This window comes from Filifactor alocis ATCC 35896, assembly GCF_000163895.2.
Taxonomy (GTDB): domain Bacteria; phylum Bacillota; class Clostridia; order Peptostreptococcales; family Filifactoraceae; genus Filifactor; species Filifactor alocis.
Genome location: NC_016630.1, coordinates 1,708,031 through 1,723,675, shown reverse-complemented (window position 1 = coordinate 1,723,675; position 15,645 = coordinate 1,708,031). Strand labels below are relative to the sequence as shown.

The 15,645-nt window shown below is 36.3% G+C and carries 17 protein-coding genes; 12 read left to right on the top strand and 5 right to left on the bottom strand.

Going from position 1 to position 15,645, the window contains the following annotated elements:
• Window positions 1–20: 20 nt before the first annotated feature.
• The gene (locus HMPREF0389_RS07700) at window positions 21–923 is read right to left on the bottom strand and encodes a TlpA disulfide reductase family protein (protein ID WP_014263066.1); all 903 of its coding nucleotides are present in this window, start codon (window positions 921–923) and stop codon (window positions 21–23) included.
• Window positions 924–970: 47 nt separating this feature from the next.
• A complete protein-coding gene (locus HMPREF0389_RS07695) occupies window positions 971–1,825 on the bottom strand; it encodes a 4Fe-4S binding protein (RefSeq protein ID WP_049770214.1) in 855 nt (284 codons plus the stop codon).
• A 186-nt stretch (window positions 1,826–2,011) separates the two neighbouring features.
• On the opposite strand from HMPREF0389_RS07695, the gene tnpA reads away from it, so the two are divergent.
• Entirely contained in the window at window positions 2,012–2,482 is a 471-nt protein-coding gene (gene tnpA / locus HMPREF0389_RS07690; protein WP_014261821.1) for an IS200/IS605 family transposase, read from the top strand.
• A 122-nt stretch (window positions 2,483–2,604) separates the two neighbouring features.
• Here tnpA and HMPREF0389_RS07685 read toward each other — a convergent pair whose 3' ends face one another.
• The 3 genes from HMPREF0389_RS07685 to HMPREF0389_RS07675 form a co-directional block, all read right to left on the bottom strand.
• The gene (locus tag HMPREF0389_RS07685) at window positions 2,605–2,784 is read right to left on the bottom strand and encodes a CD1871A family CXXC motif-containing protein (RefSeq protein WP_330360492.1); all 180 of its coding nucleotides are present in this window, start codon (window positions 2,782–2,784) and stop codon (window positions 2,605–2,607) included.
• Window positions 2,785–3,504: 720 nt separating this feature from the next.
• Window positions 3,505–4,551: an NAD(P)H-dependent amine dehydrogenase family protein gene (locus tag HMPREF0389_RS07680; protein WP_014263064.1), complete on the bottom strand. Its 1,047-nt coding sequence runs from the start codon at window positions 4,549–4,551 to the stop codon at window positions 3,505–3,507.
• 528 nt (window positions 4,552–5,079) lie between these two features.
• Window positions 5,080–5,445, bottom strand: a complete 366-nt coding sequence (locus HMPREF0389_RS07675) for an arsenate reductase family protein (RefSeq protein WP_014263063.1) — start codon at window positions 5,443–5,445, stop codon at window positions 5,080–5,082.
• Between the two features lie 365 nt (window positions 5,446–5,810).
• Here HMPREF0389_RS07675 and HMPREF0389_RS07670 point away from each other — a divergent pair, with 365 nt between their 5' ends.
• The 11 genes from HMPREF0389_RS07670 to HMPREF0389_RS07620 all read left to right on the top strand — a co-directional run bounded on the left by HMPREF0389_RS07670 (window position 5,811) and on the right by HMPREF0389_RS07620 (window position 15,635).
• Complete coding sequence (locus HMPREF0389_RS07670) at window positions 5,811–7,907, top strand: DUF5693 family protein (protein WP_014263062.1); 2,097 nt, start codon at window positions 5,811–5,813, stop codon at window positions 7,905–7,907.
• Window positions 7,900–9,000 carry a polysaccharide pyruvyl transferase CsaB gene (gene csaB, locus HMPREF0389_RS07665; protein ID WP_014263061.1) on the top strand — a complete coding sequence of 367 codons (1,101 nt, stop codon included), beginning with the start codon at window positions 7,900–7,902 and terminating at the stop codon, window positions 8,998–9,000. Before HMPREF0389_RS07670 ends, csaB begins: the two co-directional genes overlap by 8 nt.
• Before the next feature lie 12 nt (window positions 9,001–9,012).
• Complete coding sequence (locus tag HMPREF0389_RS07660; RefSeq protein ID WP_041250854.1) at window positions 9,013–9,762, top strand: WecB/TagA/CpsF family glycosyltransferase; 750 nt, start codon at window positions 9,013–9,015, stop codon at window positions 9,760–9,762.
• 84 nt (window positions 9,763–9,846) lie between these two features.
• Window positions 9,847–10,575: a 23S rRNA (guanosine(2251)-2'-O)-methyltransferase RlmB gene (gene rlmB / locus HMPREF0389_RS07655; protein ID WP_014263059.1), complete on the top strand. Its 729-nt coding sequence runs from the start codon at window positions 9,847–9,849 to the stop codon at window positions 10,573–10,575.
• Window positions 10,572–11,102 carry an NYN domain-containing protein gene (locus HMPREF0389_RS07650; RefSeq protein WP_014263058.1) on the top strand — a complete coding sequence of 177 codons (531 nt, stop codon included), beginning with the start codon at window positions 10,572–10,574 and terminating at the stop codon, window positions 11,100–11,102. The genes rlmB and HMPREF0389_RS07650 overlap by 4 nt, the downstream gene beginning before the upstream one ends.
• Before the next feature lie 32 nt (window positions 11,103–11,134).
• Window positions 11,135–11,818: an RNA polymerase sporulation sigma factor SigH gene (sigH, locus tag HMPREF0389_RS07645; protein WP_014263057.1), complete on the top strand. Its 684-nt coding sequence runs from the start codon at window positions 11,135–11,137 to the stop codon at window positions 11,816–11,818.
• Between the two features lie 246 nt (window positions 11,819–12,064).
• Window positions 12,065–13,348 carry an HlyD family efflux transporter periplasmic adaptor subunit gene (locus tag HMPREF0389_RS07640; RefSeq protein ID WP_014263056.1) on the top strand — a complete coding sequence of 428 codons (1,284 nt, stop codon included), beginning with the start codon at window positions 12,065–12,067 and terminating at the stop codon, window positions 13,346–13,348.
• Entirely contained in the window at window positions 13,349–14,041 is a 693-nt protein-coding gene (locus HMPREF0389_RS07635; RefSeq protein ID WP_014263055.1) for a YggS family pyridoxal phosphate-dependent enzyme, read from the top strand. It begins immediately after the preceding gene.
• A 19-nt stretch (window positions 14,042–14,060) separates the two neighbouring features.
• The gene (locus tag HMPREF0389_RS07630; protein ID WP_014263054.1) at window positions 14,061–14,513 is read left to right on the top strand and encodes a cell division protein SepF; all 453 of its coding nucleotides are present in this window, start codon (window positions 14,061–14,063) and stop codon (window positions 14,511–14,513) included.
• A 22-nt stretch (window positions 14,514–14,535) separates the two neighbouring features.
• The gene (locus HMPREF0389_RS07625) at window positions 14,536–14,835 is read left to right on the top strand and encodes a YggT family protein (protein ID WP_014263053.1); all 300 of its coding nucleotides are present in this window, start codon (window positions 14,536–14,538) and stop codon (window positions 14,833–14,835) included.
• 8 nt (window positions 14,836–14,843) lie between these two features.
• A complete protein-coding gene (locus HMPREF0389_RS07620; protein WP_014263052.1) occupies window positions 14,844–15,635 on the top strand; it encodes a YlmH family RNA-binding protein in 792 nt (263 codons plus the stop codon).
• Window positions 15,636–15,645: the final 10 nt, after the last annotated feature.

Here is a 15,645-nt window from a genome sequence, read left to right as displayed (position 1 = left end):
TATCAATCCTTTTGATTTACTTAATTTTGGTTAGTTTTGTTTAATTCTTGAATTTCAGTTTCAATTTTTTCAATTTCTTTGATGTCATCGTTTAGAATTTGTAATTCCTCTTCAGTAAATTCCTCTTTGGTTTTTTCTACTTGAGATTTCAAAAACTCCGGATAAGAGGTTTGTTCTTCTGATGGAATCTTATCTTTTTGAATTTTTGCAAATACTTTGTCCCATAGATTTTGATGTTTTGCAAAAACTTCATTTTCTTTTGCGAAAAGTGCTGCTACTTTATCCATTTCAGGGTTTTCTTCTGAAGTGATGGAACTTGTTGAAGCATCTTTTCCGGATTTAAGGTCATCAATCACTTTTAGAATCTCTTCCATTTTTGCTTCGTCATCAATGTTTCCTAAAATAGGTTTTCCAATGATGTTTCCGTTTTTATCAACAATAATTGTAGTTGGGAAACTGAAAATTTTTGAAATATATGCTCTTGCATCGTTGGAATCATCATCAATAACGATGTTTCTATAGGTTGCTCCTTGTTTTGAAAGAATGTCTTTTGCCTCATCAAGAGTCTTTTGACTTTCTCCGGCTTGAACATTTACACCGATAAGCTCAGCGCCTCTTTCACGAAGTTTTGCATTGAATTTTTCAAGTCCGGGCATCTCGTTCACACAAGCGGAGCAACCGTTAAACCAGAAGTTGAGGAGTGTTGCTTCGTTTTTGGCAAACAAAGAATCATCAACAACATTTCCGTCAAAATCTTTTGCCGTAAATTTAGGGAAGGCTTCCGTATTAGCTGCCTGTTCCTGTTGGTTAGAAGCAGGTTGGTCTGTGGCATTTGACGAAGAATCAGATTTGCCGCATGCAGATAGTGAAGTAATCATTGTTAGAACTGTCATAATAAGAATCGTTTTTTTCATCATTTTCATTTTATTTTGTCCTTTCTTAATTAAAATTAAAGTTAAAGTGAATGAAATTAAAAATTTTCATTTTCAAGTAAACCGGTTAAATTAGTTTCGTTTTTAAATGTTTCAAAGCCCCAATGTGTACTGATTGCCTGTGTTGGACATGCTTTGATACATTCACCGCATCGAATACATTCTGTATGTGCATTGTTTTTGGTAATATCTACATCCATTTTACAAATTCTGCTGCACTTTCCACAAGAAATACATTTGTTTTGATCCACATTGTAGCTGAGAAGCGAAAATTTGTTAAACAGTGCATAAAATGCACCGAGTGGACAAATCCATTTACAGAACGGACGATAAACAAATATGCCAAGCGTAATCATGGTAATCAGGATTCCCAGTTTCCATGTAAATAGTTTTCCAAGTGCCGCTCTGATATTTGCATCGGCGATAGACAGCGGTATTCCTCCTTCCAATATTCCTTGCGGGCAGATGTACTTACAGAAGTAAGGAGATCCGATTCCTGCATTGTTTGTAAGCAGAAACGGCAAGGTGACAACAGCGACTGCAAGAATGATATACTTGAGATATCGCAGAGGCTTAAGCTTTTTTGTGCTGAATTTTTTGGTCGGAATTTTATGGAGCAAGTCTTGAAACCATCCGAACGGACAGAGAAAACCGCAAATAAATCTTCCGAGCATGACTCCCAAAAAAATCAAGATTCCCGAGATGTAATAAGAAAAGTTAAATTTTGATGAACCTATCACAGCTTGAAAAGCTCCTATCGGACAAGCGCCCGTTGCTGCCGGACACGAATAACAATTGAGTCCCGGCACACATACCTGCTTCATCTTCCCGTCGTATAAGACCCCTTTGAAAAAATTAGGAAGATGAATATTTGTCAGAAATGTAGCAAACATTTGAACCGTATTTCTCTTTTTTAAGAAATTTTTAAGTGAAAATTTCGTTTTTTGTATAAAGAAAACCACGCGATAGTCGCGTGGTTCAAAAAAGCTTAAGCGGTGAAAAAAAACCTCCTAATGTGCTAAACTGTATAAAAGCCTGCCAGCTGATGAAAAACAGAATAGATTAGGAGGAACATTAAAATGTCTCAACAAAATAATGTCAATAACAGTTTAGCACATACCAAATGGAATTGTAAGTACCATGTAGTATTTGCACCAAAATATAGAAGAAAAGTCTTTTATGGAGAAAAAAAGGAAGCGATAAGAGATATAATAAGAACATTATGTCAGTGGAAAGGAGTTGAAATAATAGAAGGAGAAGTTTGTCCCGATCATATACATCTATTACTTAGTATACCACCAAAAATAAGTGTATCGAGTTTCATGGGATATCTGAAAGGAAAAAGCAGTCTAATGATATTTCAAAAATATGGAAACATGAAGTTTGCATATAGAAACAGAGAGTTTTGGTGTAAAGGATATTACGTAGATACCGTAGGTAAAAATACAAAAGCAATACAGGAATATATATCAAATCAATTGAAAGTAGATAGAGAAAGTGATCAATTAAGTATATTTGATCCGAGAGACCCGTTTACGGGTAGCAAATAAAAAATGCATGGCTGGCAGGCCAATAAAAAGCACACGTGTGTGCTGCCAGTTAAGATAGGGCTATGCCCGAAAATGAAAAACCACCGGCTATGCCGGTGGATATTTATTTCGTTGCATTTTTTTTATCCAATTCCAACACACTCCAGACATAAACGAATTGCTTTTGTAAATACCGATTCAACTTCTCCCCGATATGCTCCGAAGCATACAAAAGTTATAGCAGTGGCAATTAGTGATATTTGAACGATAAATTTCACTTGATTAAATTTCATTTGATTAAAATGTTTGCTGATACAACTCATCGTTGATTCCCCCTTTTGTTTTATTTTTTTGACATTATCAGTCTAACAAAGCGGATATAAATTTTTTGTTAAGATAAAAAATTAATGAAAAAAATTTAAAAAGCTTATCCTTAATTAGGAGTTCGGAAGTAGGACGGAAGAGGAGATGTAGCAGATAGGAAGACAGGAACAAGAGTTGATTTATCAGCTCTTGAACAATTGGATATTATAGTTAAAATAGAATTAGAGTAATTGATTGCAACTTTGAAAATTTGAAAAAAAGATATTTGAGAATCGACACAAGAGCGAGTTTGATATGATGATCGCAAAATCGGTTCTCTTTTTGTATATTGAAATGCCTTTGTTTGAAGTGGGAGTTTTGTATATTGATAACAGCATGGCGACAACAATAATGATATCTGTCAGATAAAACAGCATATTTTATCATATCGGTTTTATACTGAAACATAATTGAATGGTCATAAATTATGATTTGAAAGAAAGTATTTTTTAATATTGTCATATATGAATTAACCGGAATAGTTATCAAATCGTGAACAGTTTAAAATTATGAAACAGATATCGGTACTCGACAATAGCAATTCCGGCATTTGTAAAAAATCAATCAAAAACGGAGAAGTATCCGAGAATCATATCCCGAATAGTTCTCCGTTTTCAGTTATTTTCCGGATTGTATTACAATCCACATAGCTACTTTTTGTATATCAGATTTTGATTTACTTACTTAAATGTTCGTACAAATTTTAAGTTTGGCATTTTATCTGTTGTGACAAAACCGGGTTCCGCAGCAATAATATCCGGAAGACGATTTACTGCACAGGCGCAAGTCATCTCTGCAGTTGCAGGTTTTTCCATCACAAATCGCATATTCGGTTCTCCTTCAATAATCCATTCGTTCACATCAATCTCATCGGCAGCAAATACTTTTCCGATACATTCTGTAACGATGACAATGCCTTCTTCCGTTTCGGTTGTAACTGTAGTTTTTAATCCTGTTGCATCTCCTGCAGGAATTGTTTTCTTGAGGGTATCAGAATAAAGGTCGGTGGAATGTGTGGTAGCTTCCGCACTTTGTGTGATTTTTGTTGGATGAAGCTCTAAAGCGGAAGCAATCCAACCGTTTACAGGGAACATATATCCCGGAAGGAAGTTTGCTTCACTAATCAATTCTTTCATTTTTTCTTCGCTGACATTATTCACTTCCAAAATTTCTTTTTCAAATTCTTTCATCGTTAATCCGGAACCGTGCATACTCGCAGTTGCCAAACCGTAATCTTCGATATTGTAACTGCTGATACCATGAATCTTTTTGATGCTTGCAGAAGTGGCACATAATGCAGTTACCATACTGCCCCACGAAACATCCTGATATCCGGAACCTGTGATAGTGACTCCGTATTTTTTTGCCAACTCATCAATCTTTTTAGCATAAATAGGATTGGAGTCCCAAGGATAAAATGCTTCTTCACAAATAGTCACCACATTTACATGGTTTCTTGCCAGAACTTCCAAATCCTCATAAAGTTCTTTGATTAAGCTTCGTGTAGTTACAATAGCAATATCCGGTTTCAGTCTCTTTAGAGAGGCATCCATATCTTCTCGTTTTTCAATGATAACGCCGGTTTTTTCACAGCCGATTAACTCGGAAATATCTTTTCCCACAGCGCTTCGTCTTACATAAGCACCGACGATTTCACCGCCACGTTCTCGTACATATCGCATAGTAAACACTGACATTTTTCCTGTTCCGACTTGAACTACTCTCATATTTCTCCTCCTTAACCTAACATTATAACTAAAATACTTCCAATGGTACAATTTTAGTATAACATGAAAAAAATTATCAGTCAAGAAATCGTTTTATTCAACTGTTTTGTGAAATCAGCTTGTTCGTTTATAAATTCAAATATAGGTTTTGAAATAAAAACATCAATTTTACTGAATCTCTGTATCAATATTATGTAAAAAAATACTCAAACCGCCTTTTTCGATTGTTGCAAAAGTCAGTTTGAGCAGTGGACTGTCACAGTATCCTATTTTGATACGATGATTCATTTTATTTTTATTATTTGTACTTGGTTTGTTTCAAATATTTTTCGTCATTATTTCAATTACAATTCCTATTTTAATGCCTTACAATAAGATTCTATTTACTTCTATAATAATAGAGGTAAGATTAAATAGAGGTTTGTACCACTTTGACTCACAATGTTGCTGCATGATTAGTTAGAGTCATAACATGGTTACATTATTATTTGGATTCATACTGTTACTTTATGATAGTTAGATTCGCTTTTAGGAGAGTGTTTGAAGCGCTTCTTCCCATTCTTTTTCTTTGAAACCTGTTAAAACAAATTCTTTTGAGATTAACAAAGGACGTTTGATCAGCATTCCGTCTGTTGCAAGAAGTGCGGTTTGTTCATCTTCTGACATGGTAGGCAATTTGTCTTTCAGTTCCAATTCACGGTACTTCATTCCGCTGGTATTGAAGAATTTTTTGATAGGCAGACCGCTTTGTTTAATCCACTGTTTCAATTCTTTTTCGTCAGGATTTTGTTCTACGATATGTCTGTCTTCAAAAGAAATATCGTGAGATTGCAAATAATTTTTTGCTTTTTTACAGGTTGTGCATTTCGGATACTCTATCAATAGTATTTTCATAATAAAACTCCTCTCTCAATGTTTCAACTACATTCTACTTCATACATATCCCGATAGAATGTATTTGAAACAAGAGCAGCTATTTTGTAGACAAGAAACAGTAAAATTTTTTGAAAAAAGTCGGAATTGAAACAAATGACAAACGGAAGTACTTAGATTAGAAATGTTCTGAACGAAACCATGTTGCAAGATAATGTAAAAAATATGTAAGGTGTTTGATTTTTAAGCACTACAGTATATTGTTTTGTGATATAATGAAAAAATAATGTGCAAAATTTTATATGGAATCAAAACGGACAGGTAAAGATTTTTTGAGAAAAATTTTTTGTGACGGAATGGTTTCTACGAAAGAAAGGGTTTGAAGTATGAAGATAGATAAAGTGTTGGGAATGTTCTTGTTGATTGGAGTAGCCGTAGCATCTGTGATTGCTTGGGAACGGTATGGAATCGAAAGTGAATTTAAGGCGGCACAGATTACAGCTGATTATACCGATTTTTTCAATATGGTTCAAGATACCGACTGTGATGTGGTTGATTATTTCAAGGAACTGAAAGACGGGGGAATTGGTTCGATAGCATTGCAGGAAGAAACGATTCATGCGATGGAGGAGAGTCCTGTTTATCATATTTCAAGCAAGATGAAGGGGATGGACTTGATTGTAGAGGGTCCACACGAAGAACTGCAATTTATTAAAAACGGTTTGGAAGAGACTTTGAAGGAATCTCGTGAAATCAAGTTTGTGAATCGGGAAGAGTTGGTGATTTCAGGGATGCCGAAGGACTATGTGTATACCAATTCCAATTTTGTAGATTCCCGCGGTAACAAAGAGGCATTCGGTAAGACATGGGGCGGTCTGAAACTGGAAATGATCGGATTAGGTTTCAGTGAACAAAAAATCAAACAGATAGAAGATGCAGGAATGATTCCGGCACTTCGCCCAATTTATAGTCATGAATATCAGGATGCAAAAAAGGCAATTGACCGCTATTTCGATACAGTATCCAAACTTTCTCCCGAGTATCGTGAGAAATCAAATGTTATCGTATTTTCCGGAGATGAATTTTTGGGGTATGATGAATCGGACTATATGTATGAAAAATTGAAAGAAAACGGAATGTATATCGGTTTGGTGGAAAGTAATATCAAAGGAAAAAACCTAAAGGCAAAAGGACAGAATTCTTTGGTGAAAGAAACACACTATCAAGCAATTAAGGTGTTCACAACATGGGATTATATTCAAAGAAGATTTGATTATGAAATACCGAACCATCACAACGGAGAAGAAATTGTCAATACTTACTATCGTGCGATGATTGATCGTAATGTACGATTGATTTATCTGAAACCGTATTTGATGCCGGAAGGTCGGTATGTTACCGATCCTCAAGTATATAAGGACACTGTGACGAATTTGCAAAAAAGATTGGACAGACATCATATTGTCATCGGAGAACAAATTTCGCCTATGAAAAATTGGGCAGTGAATCCAATCAAAAAAATCCCGGTTTTGGTAGCGATTGTAGCGGGATTTTTGTTGATTTTGCAAAATGTCATGTCTATCAGAAAGAGAACGCTGTATCTATTGTTGGCGTTAGGTTCTACTGTAGCTGTTATTCCTTTTGCATTAGGTAAGGGAACGGGTGCGTTGGAACCGATTTGGGCATTGCTTGGAACGATTATGGTGGCTTCTTTGTCCGGGATGTATGTTTTGGCAAGAGGAAGATTGGAATTTGATAAGAAACAGGAAAGCAGGATGATGAGCGGTTATTTGCTTGGAATCAGAGTATTGTTGTTTTCTGTTTTGATGAGTGTACTGGGTGCATTGTTTGAGGTATCCATTTTGTCAAACAGTCAATATATGTTGGATATGATTACCTTCAAAGGAGTAAAAATCTCACAATTAGTTCCTATTTTAACAGTGGGACTTGTGTATATGTCTTACTTCGGAGTCGGAAAAATCAAAGAGATGGGAGATCATACTCTAAAATTTGAGGATACCTTGAGACTGTTGAATAAAAATATCAAAGTGTGGCAAATTTTGTTGCTTGGAATTTTGGCAATTGTGGGACTGATTTTTATGGCTCGTTCCGGCAACACAAGTGATGTGAAACCTTCAACATTTGAGTTGTTGATGAGAAACTTTATGGAACATCATTTTATTGCACGTCCAAGAACAAAATCCATCTTCTTAGGATTCCCGACAGTCATTTTATTTATCGCTTTGGCAAAACAAAGAAGACTGGAATCCTTGTATCCTATTCTTGCGATTGCAATCGCTATCGGACAAAGTAATATTCAAAATACATTTTCTCATATTCGTACACCATTATATCTGTCTATCGGTAGGGTAAGTGGTGAAGTAGTCCTATCTATTTTGACAGGAGGAATTTTTGTATGGTTATTTGCAAAAGGGATTGCATTTGCAGACAAAAAGAAAAAGTCAGGAGAACGATATGTATAAAATAGTTGCATCCGGATATTTCGGATTTAATAATATTGGAGACGAAGCAATTCTCAAAGGCTTGATTCAAGGAATACAGAGTCAATTCGATGAAGTGGAAATTGTCGTCTTATCAGGCAATGTTGCATTTACGGAGAAGTATTGCGGCGTCAGAGCGGTGAATCGGATGAGTCTCAAAGAGGTTTGTCGTGAGATGAAGACCATGGACTTGTTTGTCAGCGGTGGCGGTTCTCTCTTGCAAGATGCAACTTCTTCTCGTTCCATTTTGTACTATTTGGGACTTTTGACGATGGCAAAAAAAATGTTCAAAAAGAAGACGATGATTTATTCGCAAGGGATTGGTCCGGTCATCAAACCGTCCAATCAAAAGCGAATGAAAAAAGTGTTAAATTGTGTTGATTGGATTGATGTTCGAGACGGAATTTCAAAACAGACCTTACAAAGAATGGGTGTCACAAAAGAAATTGCAGTTACGGCAGATACGGTGTTTGGAATTATTCCGCCTGATTTGTCAAAAGGACTGGAACTGCTACAAAGTATGGAAGTGATCGGTGGACGAAAAAATATCGCAATTTCTCTTCGAAAATGGAAAGACTATGATGATAACATTGTGAAAGAAACGGTAGACTTGCTGAAAAAGTTACAGTCAACTCATGAATATAATCTTTTTTTATTACCGTTTCATTTTAATGAGGACATGGAAATTATTTCTCGTGTGATGAAAGGTATGGACAATACAGAGGGAATCCATGTTGTGACGGAATCTATGTATGTAGACGACTATCTTTCTTTTATCGGGACGATGGACATGGTGTTATCCATGCGATTACACGGGTTGATATTTGCAACTTTAATGGGAGTAGTTCCGATTGGAATTTCGTATGATCCCAAAATTGACAGTTTTTTGAAAGAGATAGAGGAAGAGAGTGCCGTTTCCTTAGAAACAATTTCTTCCGAGGTATTGTATCACAGTATTTTGAATAAAATGAAAGATTTAGAGAACAATAAACAAAAAGTGGCAGAAAAGAAAGAACAACTATCAAACATTGCGTCATTACACAACAAAGCACTGAAAGATTTGTTGATAAAGTAGGAGGAACCGATTTTGGAATCGATGAAGATATTAGATGTGAGAGTGGACAGAGTAAATCGAACACAAGCTTTGGAGCAGTGTGTCAACGGAATGGAAGACAAAGCGCCTTTTGTTGTGGTGACTCCTAACAGCGAGATTGTCGTGCGCGCAAATGAAGATGTACAATTGAAACAAATCATAGAACAGGCAAATTTGGTTGTGCCGGACGGAATCGGTTTGGTCATCGGTTCCAAAATTGTGAAAAAACCGTTGACAGAACGTGTGACAGGAATTGATTTGATGGGAGCTTTGTTGAATCATGCAAATGAAACGAAAAAAACAGTCTATCTCTTGGGTGGAAAACCCGGGATTGCTGAAAAAGCAGGTAAAAACATTGTTTCTCAATATCCTAATTTGATACTGCTCGGAACACATCATGGATATTTTTCGGGTGTGCACACAGGAAAAAAAGGACATGCGGAAGAAAAGCAAATTGTGGAAGAAATTGCATCTCAAAAACCGGATCTGTTGTTTGTGGCACTCGGCGCACCGGGACAGGAATATTTTATTGATACCTATAAGTCTGTCTTAAATGCAAAGTTATTGATGGGTGTCGGAGGAAGCTTGGATGTGATTTCCGGTGAAGTGAAGAGAGCGCCGGAATTTTACCAAAAAGCAGGATTGGAATGGTTATATCGCTTGATAAAAGAGCCGAGCAGAATCGGAAGAATGGCGGCATTGCCAAAATTTATGATAAAAGTTATTTTTTCAAAAAAGGGATAATAAAGATGGGGGTCGCATGCCGTTTGTTGCTTGTGACCTTGTTGTGTCACAAAAATTTAGGGCGATGATGAAGAGGGGAAAACAATGCAGATAGAAGGAAGAAATGCTGTGTTAGAGGCATTGAAAAAAGAAATTCCGCTCGATGTTATCTATGTTTCCAAGGATAGCAAAGAGGGAAGTATTCGCAAAATCATTTCTATGGCAAAAGAGAAGAAAATTATTTTGAAACAGACAGACAGGATGAAATTGGAACAGATGACAGAAACAGCGGCTCATCAGGGAGTGATTGCTCTGACGATGGATTACGCCTATTCTACAGTGGAAGAAATTTTGGCATCTGTCAAAATGCAAAATAAAACCGGATTTCTGTTAATCTTGGATGAAATTGAAGATCCTCATAACTTGGGAGCTTTGATTCGTTCTGCAGAAGGTGCGGGAGTTGATGGAGTGATTCTTCCGAAAAGAAGATCGGCGACAGTCAACGCAACAGTGGAAAAAACATCTGCCGGAGCGGTCAGTTATATGAAAGTAGCAAGGGTAACGAACATCAGTCAGACCATAGAATTGTTGAAGAAAGAAAATTACTGGGTGTATGGTTTGGATATGGACGGCACAGAGTATACTCAAAATGATTGGAGCGGAAACATTGCGATTGTAGTGGGGAATGAAGGAAAAGGAATGGGACGATTAGTCAGACAACACTGTGATAAGATTCTATCCATACCGATGAAAGGACAAATTCAATCCTTGAATGCCTCTGTTGCAGGTTCCGTCATATTGTTTGAAGCATCAAAACAAAGAGGAACAAAATGAAATTTCGTGTAAAAAAGAGAGAAATTCTTGTTGTAGACGGGTATAACGTCATCAATGCATGGAGTAATTTGTCAGGGGTATCGAAACAGGATTTATCTTCTGCCAGAGAAATGTTGGAAGATATGATAGCAGAGTACATTGAGTATTTCGGTATGGAAGGATATATTGTGTACGATGCCTACAATGTCAGAGCTAAAGAAAGAGAAGAACAAAAGGGTCGACTTCATATTATTTTTACCAAAGAGAATGAGACGGCAGACAGCTATATTGAGAGGTTTATTGCGCAGTATAAGAACAAGCGTCATTTTGACCTCAAGGTAGTTACTGATGACATGGCGGAACAGCAACTTGTGCTTGGAAAAGGTGCAACGAGGATTTCTACCAGAGAATTGGAATTGGATTTCCAAAAGAGCAGGATGGATATCAAAAAGCAAATAGAGAAGACACATATCGAGAAAAATACCATTGATGATATTTTGGACGGAGAGATTCTGCAACAGTTGGATAATATGCGTAAGAAAAAATGATTTGAGTTTTTGCAACTAAAAGGGGAATTGTTATGAAGGATACAATGCAATACTTTTCCGAAAAGTTAAAAATTGAATATTCCGTAGACCTTGACAACATTCCGCAAGAGGAGTGGGAAGAACAGATTGTGCATCTTGCACAAAAAGGGGACAGTTACGCAATCGATTATATTTTCACCAAATATATGGGATTGGTACGAAGTAAAGCAAAACTGTACTTTTTGGTAGGAGCGGATAAAGAAGATATCGTACAGGAGGGTCTGATAGGCCTACATAAGGCGATTCGTGATTTCAATCCGGACAAGAATCGATTGTTCCGCTCTTTTGCTGATTTGTGTATCACCCGTCAATTGATTACAGCTGTGAAGGGAAGTACCAGACAGAAACATATTCCGCTCAATTCCTATATTTCATTGAATCGCAGACTTTATGAAGAAGAAAATGATACCACGATGTTGGATTTGATTGAAAATGAGAGAGTTTCCAATCCGGAAGATATTTTTTTGAATGAAGAGAAAGGGTTGTATTTTCGAAAATTGATGGCCGAGATTTTGAGTGATTTGGAAGCGAAGGTAATAGAGATGTACCTGGAAGGAATGACTTATCACGATATTGCCGATGTGTTGCATCAGAGTCCGAAGGTGATAGATAATGCGTTACAGAGAGCGAAGAAAAAATTTGAGAAGGCAATATTAGAAAATAAATTTTATGAATAAGACAATTAATTGTGGAAACTACACCGGCTGAATGAATACTGAACAATTTGTTGTTATGTTTCATAACAACAAATTGCCTACAATTATAATAATTTTTATTTTTTTGAGAAGATTGATGAAAAGGAAGTGTTATTTTTAGCAGAAACATTGATTTTTTAATAAAAAACGTGTAAAATAGATTAAATTAAATACATTTTGCCTATATGAAACAAAGGTCAATTATTATTTTATCAAAAAGGAAAAGGTATGCAAAAACAAAGAAAGAGAAGAAACAGACGAAGAAAAATAAATTTTGGTGCTTGGAATAGAGCAACTTGGTTGTTGGCAGGAGTTTCCTTTGTTTTGTTTGTCCTATGGAATGTGTGGAAAGGGGCAGTGTTTGCAAGTGTTGAAATCGGCACAATTGATGTTGGACAGGTAATCAGTGTAGCAGACAAAAAAGCGGTCATTATTCGCAAGGAACAGAATATTCTTGCTCCTCAAGAAGGATATGTGGACTATATTGTGCCTGAAGGTCAGCGTGTTTGTAAGGGAACGAATGTTGCTGTGATGAGAAGCGGATACAACATAGAAGATTTACAGGACAATTTGAGATTGATAGACTATAAGTTGAAAGAAAAGCAAAATGTAGATGTTTCTAAAGATTTAACAATGGAAATCAACAAGAGAAATTTGGAATTACAAACACTGTATGCCGATTTACAAAAAAGAATTTTTTCCGGAGAAGAAGAGTATTTGGAATCTTTGAAACAAGAAATTATTTCAGTGAATGAGCAAAAAAAATTCTTGGAAGACAGTGTACAAGGTAAAAATGTTACTGTAGAAGAGTTGAAAGCTCAAAAACAAAAATTGTTGTCTCAAATTAATGGAAATGAATACTACATCAAAGCACCTATGACAGGAATCGTTGTTGCTTACAGCGACGGATATGAAGAGAAACTGACTTTTGAAAATCGAAACAATCTCACTGTGTCTGAGATTCATAAGATAAAAGATTATGATCAAGTCGATTTGAAGAAAAAGATTCTTGCAAAGAAACCTGTCGGAAGGGTTGTTTATAATTTCAAATACTATTTCGCATGTCAGGTGGACAAAGAAGATATCGATCATATCGTATCGGAACAACCGGTTACCATTTATGTAGATAATCAAGAAATTACAGCTTATTTAGAAGACTTCCATCAGGGAGATGACGGTAAATTTTTAGGTTTGTTTCGGGTGGAAGATGAGTTGTTCCATTTTTATGAAAAAAGGTGTTTTAATATCAAAGTAGAATATCAGAACAGAAAAGGGTTGAAGATACCAAGGGCTGCAGTGTTCAAAGGCAAAAACGGTAATGATGGTATCTTTGTCATAGATGAGGCGGGTGTTGCTGTATTTCGAGAAATCAGAAATCCTATAGCAGAAGACAAGGATTATATTATTTGTAAGTACAATAGTCAAATTCCAAGAGAAGCCGATGATATCAAGTTATATGACAGTGTCATCCTGAATCCGATTATTGTAAAAGAAGGGGATAAGGTGAGATAGATGGATGTAAAAGATAATTTGAAATCGGTACAAGCATCTATTGAACAGGCAAGGCAAAATTCTTGTGAAAAACAAGAGGTTACGTTGGTTGCGGTAACGAAGACGATAGATGTCGGTCCGATGAAGGAAGTGCTGAAAGAAGGAGTATCTTGTTTCGGAGAAAACAAGGTGCAGGAAATTTTGAGTAAGTATGAAAAGTTTCCCGATACGGTCAAGTGGCATTTGATTGGAACTTTGCAGAGCAACAAAGTCAAGTATATTATTGACAAGGTGGAAATGATTCATTCGTTGGATCGGATAAGTTTGGCAAAAGAAATTGACCGAAGAGCGAAAGAAATCGGTGTTGTGATGAAATGTCTGATTCAAGTCAATATTTCTCAAGAAGAAAGTAAGCATGGGTTGGACAAAGCGGAAGCTTTGAAATTTATTGAAGAAGTTGCACAAAATTTCTCTCATATTCAAGTCTTAGGTTTGATGGGAATGGCTCCTTTTGTAGAAGATGCGGAAGAAGCAAGACCTTATTTTCGTCAATTGAAAGGGTTGTTTGAAGAGGCAAAGAATTTGAATCTTGGAACCGGACAGATGAAGTATCTATCTATGGGAATGACAAACGACTACACGGTTGCAATAGAGGAAGGTTCTAACATGGTAAGAGTCGGAACCGGAATTTTTGGAAAAAGAAACTATAATTAATTTGAGGAGGATATGGAAAATGGCAGAGAAATTTACAGACAAACTAAAAGGATTTATAAGCGGTGGATATGATTCGGAGGACTACGAAGAGTTTGATGAATATGAAGAAGAAGAGTTTTTGCCTACACCGCCAAAGTCTTCTTCAAACAAAGTGGTAAATATCAGCACAAATTCCGGAAAAAACGGACAGTTTAGAGTAATGATTTATGAACCTACTCAATACAATGAAGATATTCCGGGGATTGTGGATAGTTTAAAAAATAAAAAAGTTTGTGTTGTAAACTTGGAGAAAGTGAAAGATCCATCTGTTTCCGGTACAATTTTTCATTTTTTGAGTGGTGCCATCTATGCAATGAGCGGGGATATCGTAGAAGTTTCCAACGGAGTTTTTGTACTTGCACCGCCTTCTGTTGATATTGATGGCAGTGTAAAGACTGTATTGGAAAATAAAGGATTTTTCAAGTGGCAGTAAGATTGGGAAGGAATTCAACAATATGTTAAATTTGCGTACAGGATATATGGCTTTTCAGTTGATTGATTCTATATTCTTAGTATTGTACTGGGTGATTATTGCTCGTGCATTTTTGAGTTTTGCACCGCTGTTTCGTATGAAGCACTATCAGTTCTCGAGAATTGTCTATCAGATAACGGATCCGTTTATGATTCCGCTTGAAAATTTTATGTATAAACATGTTCATCTGGGACAGGTAGATATTTCCCCTTTGGTAGCAATCATCTTGTTACAGGTTTTGAAACAGTTTTTATTTAAGATATTGTATTTATTGATGATTTAGGGATAGAGATGCAAAAAAGTGAGAAAGAACGACGAGTTTCACATATTACAGACACGTTGTTAAGGGAGAAAGTACTTCGTGTGTTAGATATTGTACAACAGGTATTATATACGCATGAGGTGAAACACAGTGATTTTTTGACCCCTTATGAGCAAAGAGAACTTGCAAGTGTTCTCAATGGAATTTATGATGTTCGCTACTCGTTTGATGGGATGTCGGAGCAAAGTGAACGAAAAATAGTATCTATTTATCCTGATTATCTTGAAGAAAGTTGCCAGGATATTTTAGTGTGTTTAAAAATAACGGGAAACACCCAATTTTCTAAGTTGTCACATCGAGATTATTTGGGGAGCATCTTGGGTTTGGGACTTCGCCGAGAAAAGATTGGAGACATTTTTGTAGTGAAAGATGGAGCATATATTGTCTGTTTGCAGAGTGTCGCAGACTATATTTGTTTTCACTTGGAAAAGGTCAAGAATGTTTCAGTGAAAGTCAATAGAGTAGAAAAAGATGAGATTGCACTTCCGAAACAAGAGAAAAGAGAATGTGAATTTGTGGTATCTTCCATACGTTTGGATTCCATTGTTGCCGGAATGTTTCATCTGTCAAGAAATGATGCGAAATCACTTGTTCAAAAAGAACTCGTCAGTGTCGACTATGAAGTGATAAGCAATCCGTCAAAAATATTGGAACCTCCGTCTGTTATTTCGGTGAGAGGTTTCGGGAAGGGAACATTTGAAGAAGTGCTGTATCAAACAAAAAAAGATCGATACAAACTAAGAGCAACGATTTTGAAATAACAGAAGTTTT

What these genes read in the sequence shown, in the direction of transcription:
- HMPREF0389_RS07700 (WP_014263066.1), bottom strand. Translation starts at nt 923, where the DNA reads ATGAAAATGATGAAAAAAACGATTCTTATTATGACAGTTCTAACAATG.
- HMPREF0389_RS07685 (WP_330360492.1), bottom strand. Translation starts at nt 2,784, where the DNA reads ATGAGTTGTATCAGCAAACATTTTAATCAAATGAAATTTAATCAAGTG.
- HMPREF0389_RS07650 (WP_014263058.1), top strand. Translation starts at nt 10,572, where the DNA reads ATGAAATTTCGTGTAAAAAAGAGAGAAATTCTTGTTGTAGACGGGTAT.
- HMPREF0389_RS07695 (WP_049770214.1), bottom strand. Translation starts at nt 1,825, where the DNA reads ATGTTTGCTACATTTCTGACAAATATTCATCTTCCTAATTTTTTCAAA.
- HMPREF0389_RS07630 (WP_014263054.1), top strand. Translation starts at nt 14,061, where the DNA reads ATGGCAGAGAAATTTACAGACAAACTAAAAGGATTTATAAGCGGTGGA.
- HMPREF0389_RS07670 (WP_014263062.1), top strand. Translation starts at nt 5,811, where the DNA reads ATGAAGATAGATAAAGTGTTGGGAATGTTCTTGTTGATTGGAGTAGCC.
- HMPREF0389_RS07675 (WP_014263063.1), bottom strand. Translation starts at nt 5,445, where the DNA reads ATGAAAATACTATTGATAGAGTATCCGAAATGCACAACCTGTAAAAAA.
- HMPREF0389_RS07640 (WP_014263056.1), top strand. Translation starts at nt 12,065, where the DNA reads ATGCAAAAACAAAGAAAGAGAAGAAACAGACGAAGAAAAATAAATTTT.
- HMPREF0389_RS07620 (WP_014263052.1), top strand. Translation starts at nt 14,844, where the DNA reads ATGCAAAAAAGTGAGAAAGAACGACGAGTTTCACATATTACAGACACG.
- HMPREF0389_RS07635 (WP_014263055.1), top strand. Translation starts at nt 13,349, where the DNA reads ATGGATGTAAAAGATAATTTGAAATCGGTACAAGCATCTATTGAACAG.
- tnpA (WP_014261821.1), top strand. Translation starts at nt 2,012, where the DNA reads ATGTCTCAACAAAATAATGTCAATAACAGTTTAGCACATACCAAATGG.
- csaB (WP_014263061.1), top strand. Translation starts at nt 7,900, where the DNA reads ATGTATAAAATAGTTGCATCCGGATATTTCGGATTTAATAATATTGGA.
- rlmB (WP_014263059.1), top strand. Translation starts at nt 9,847, where the DNA reads ATGCAGATAGAAGGAAGAAATGCTGTGTTAGAGGCATTGAAAAAAGAA.
- HMPREF0389_RS07625 (WP_014263053.1), top strand. Translation starts at nt 14,536, where the DNA reads ATGTTAAATTTGCGTACAGGATATATGGCTTTTCAGTTGATTGATTCT.
- HMPREF0389_RS07680 (WP_014263064.1), bottom strand. Translation starts at nt 4,551, where the DNA reads ATGAGAGTAGTTCAAGTCGGAACAGGAAAAATGTCAGTGTTTACTATG.
- sigH (WP_014263057.1), top strand. Translation starts at nt 11,135, where the DNA reads ATGAAGGATACAATGCAATACTTTTCCGAAAAGTTAAAAATTGAATAT.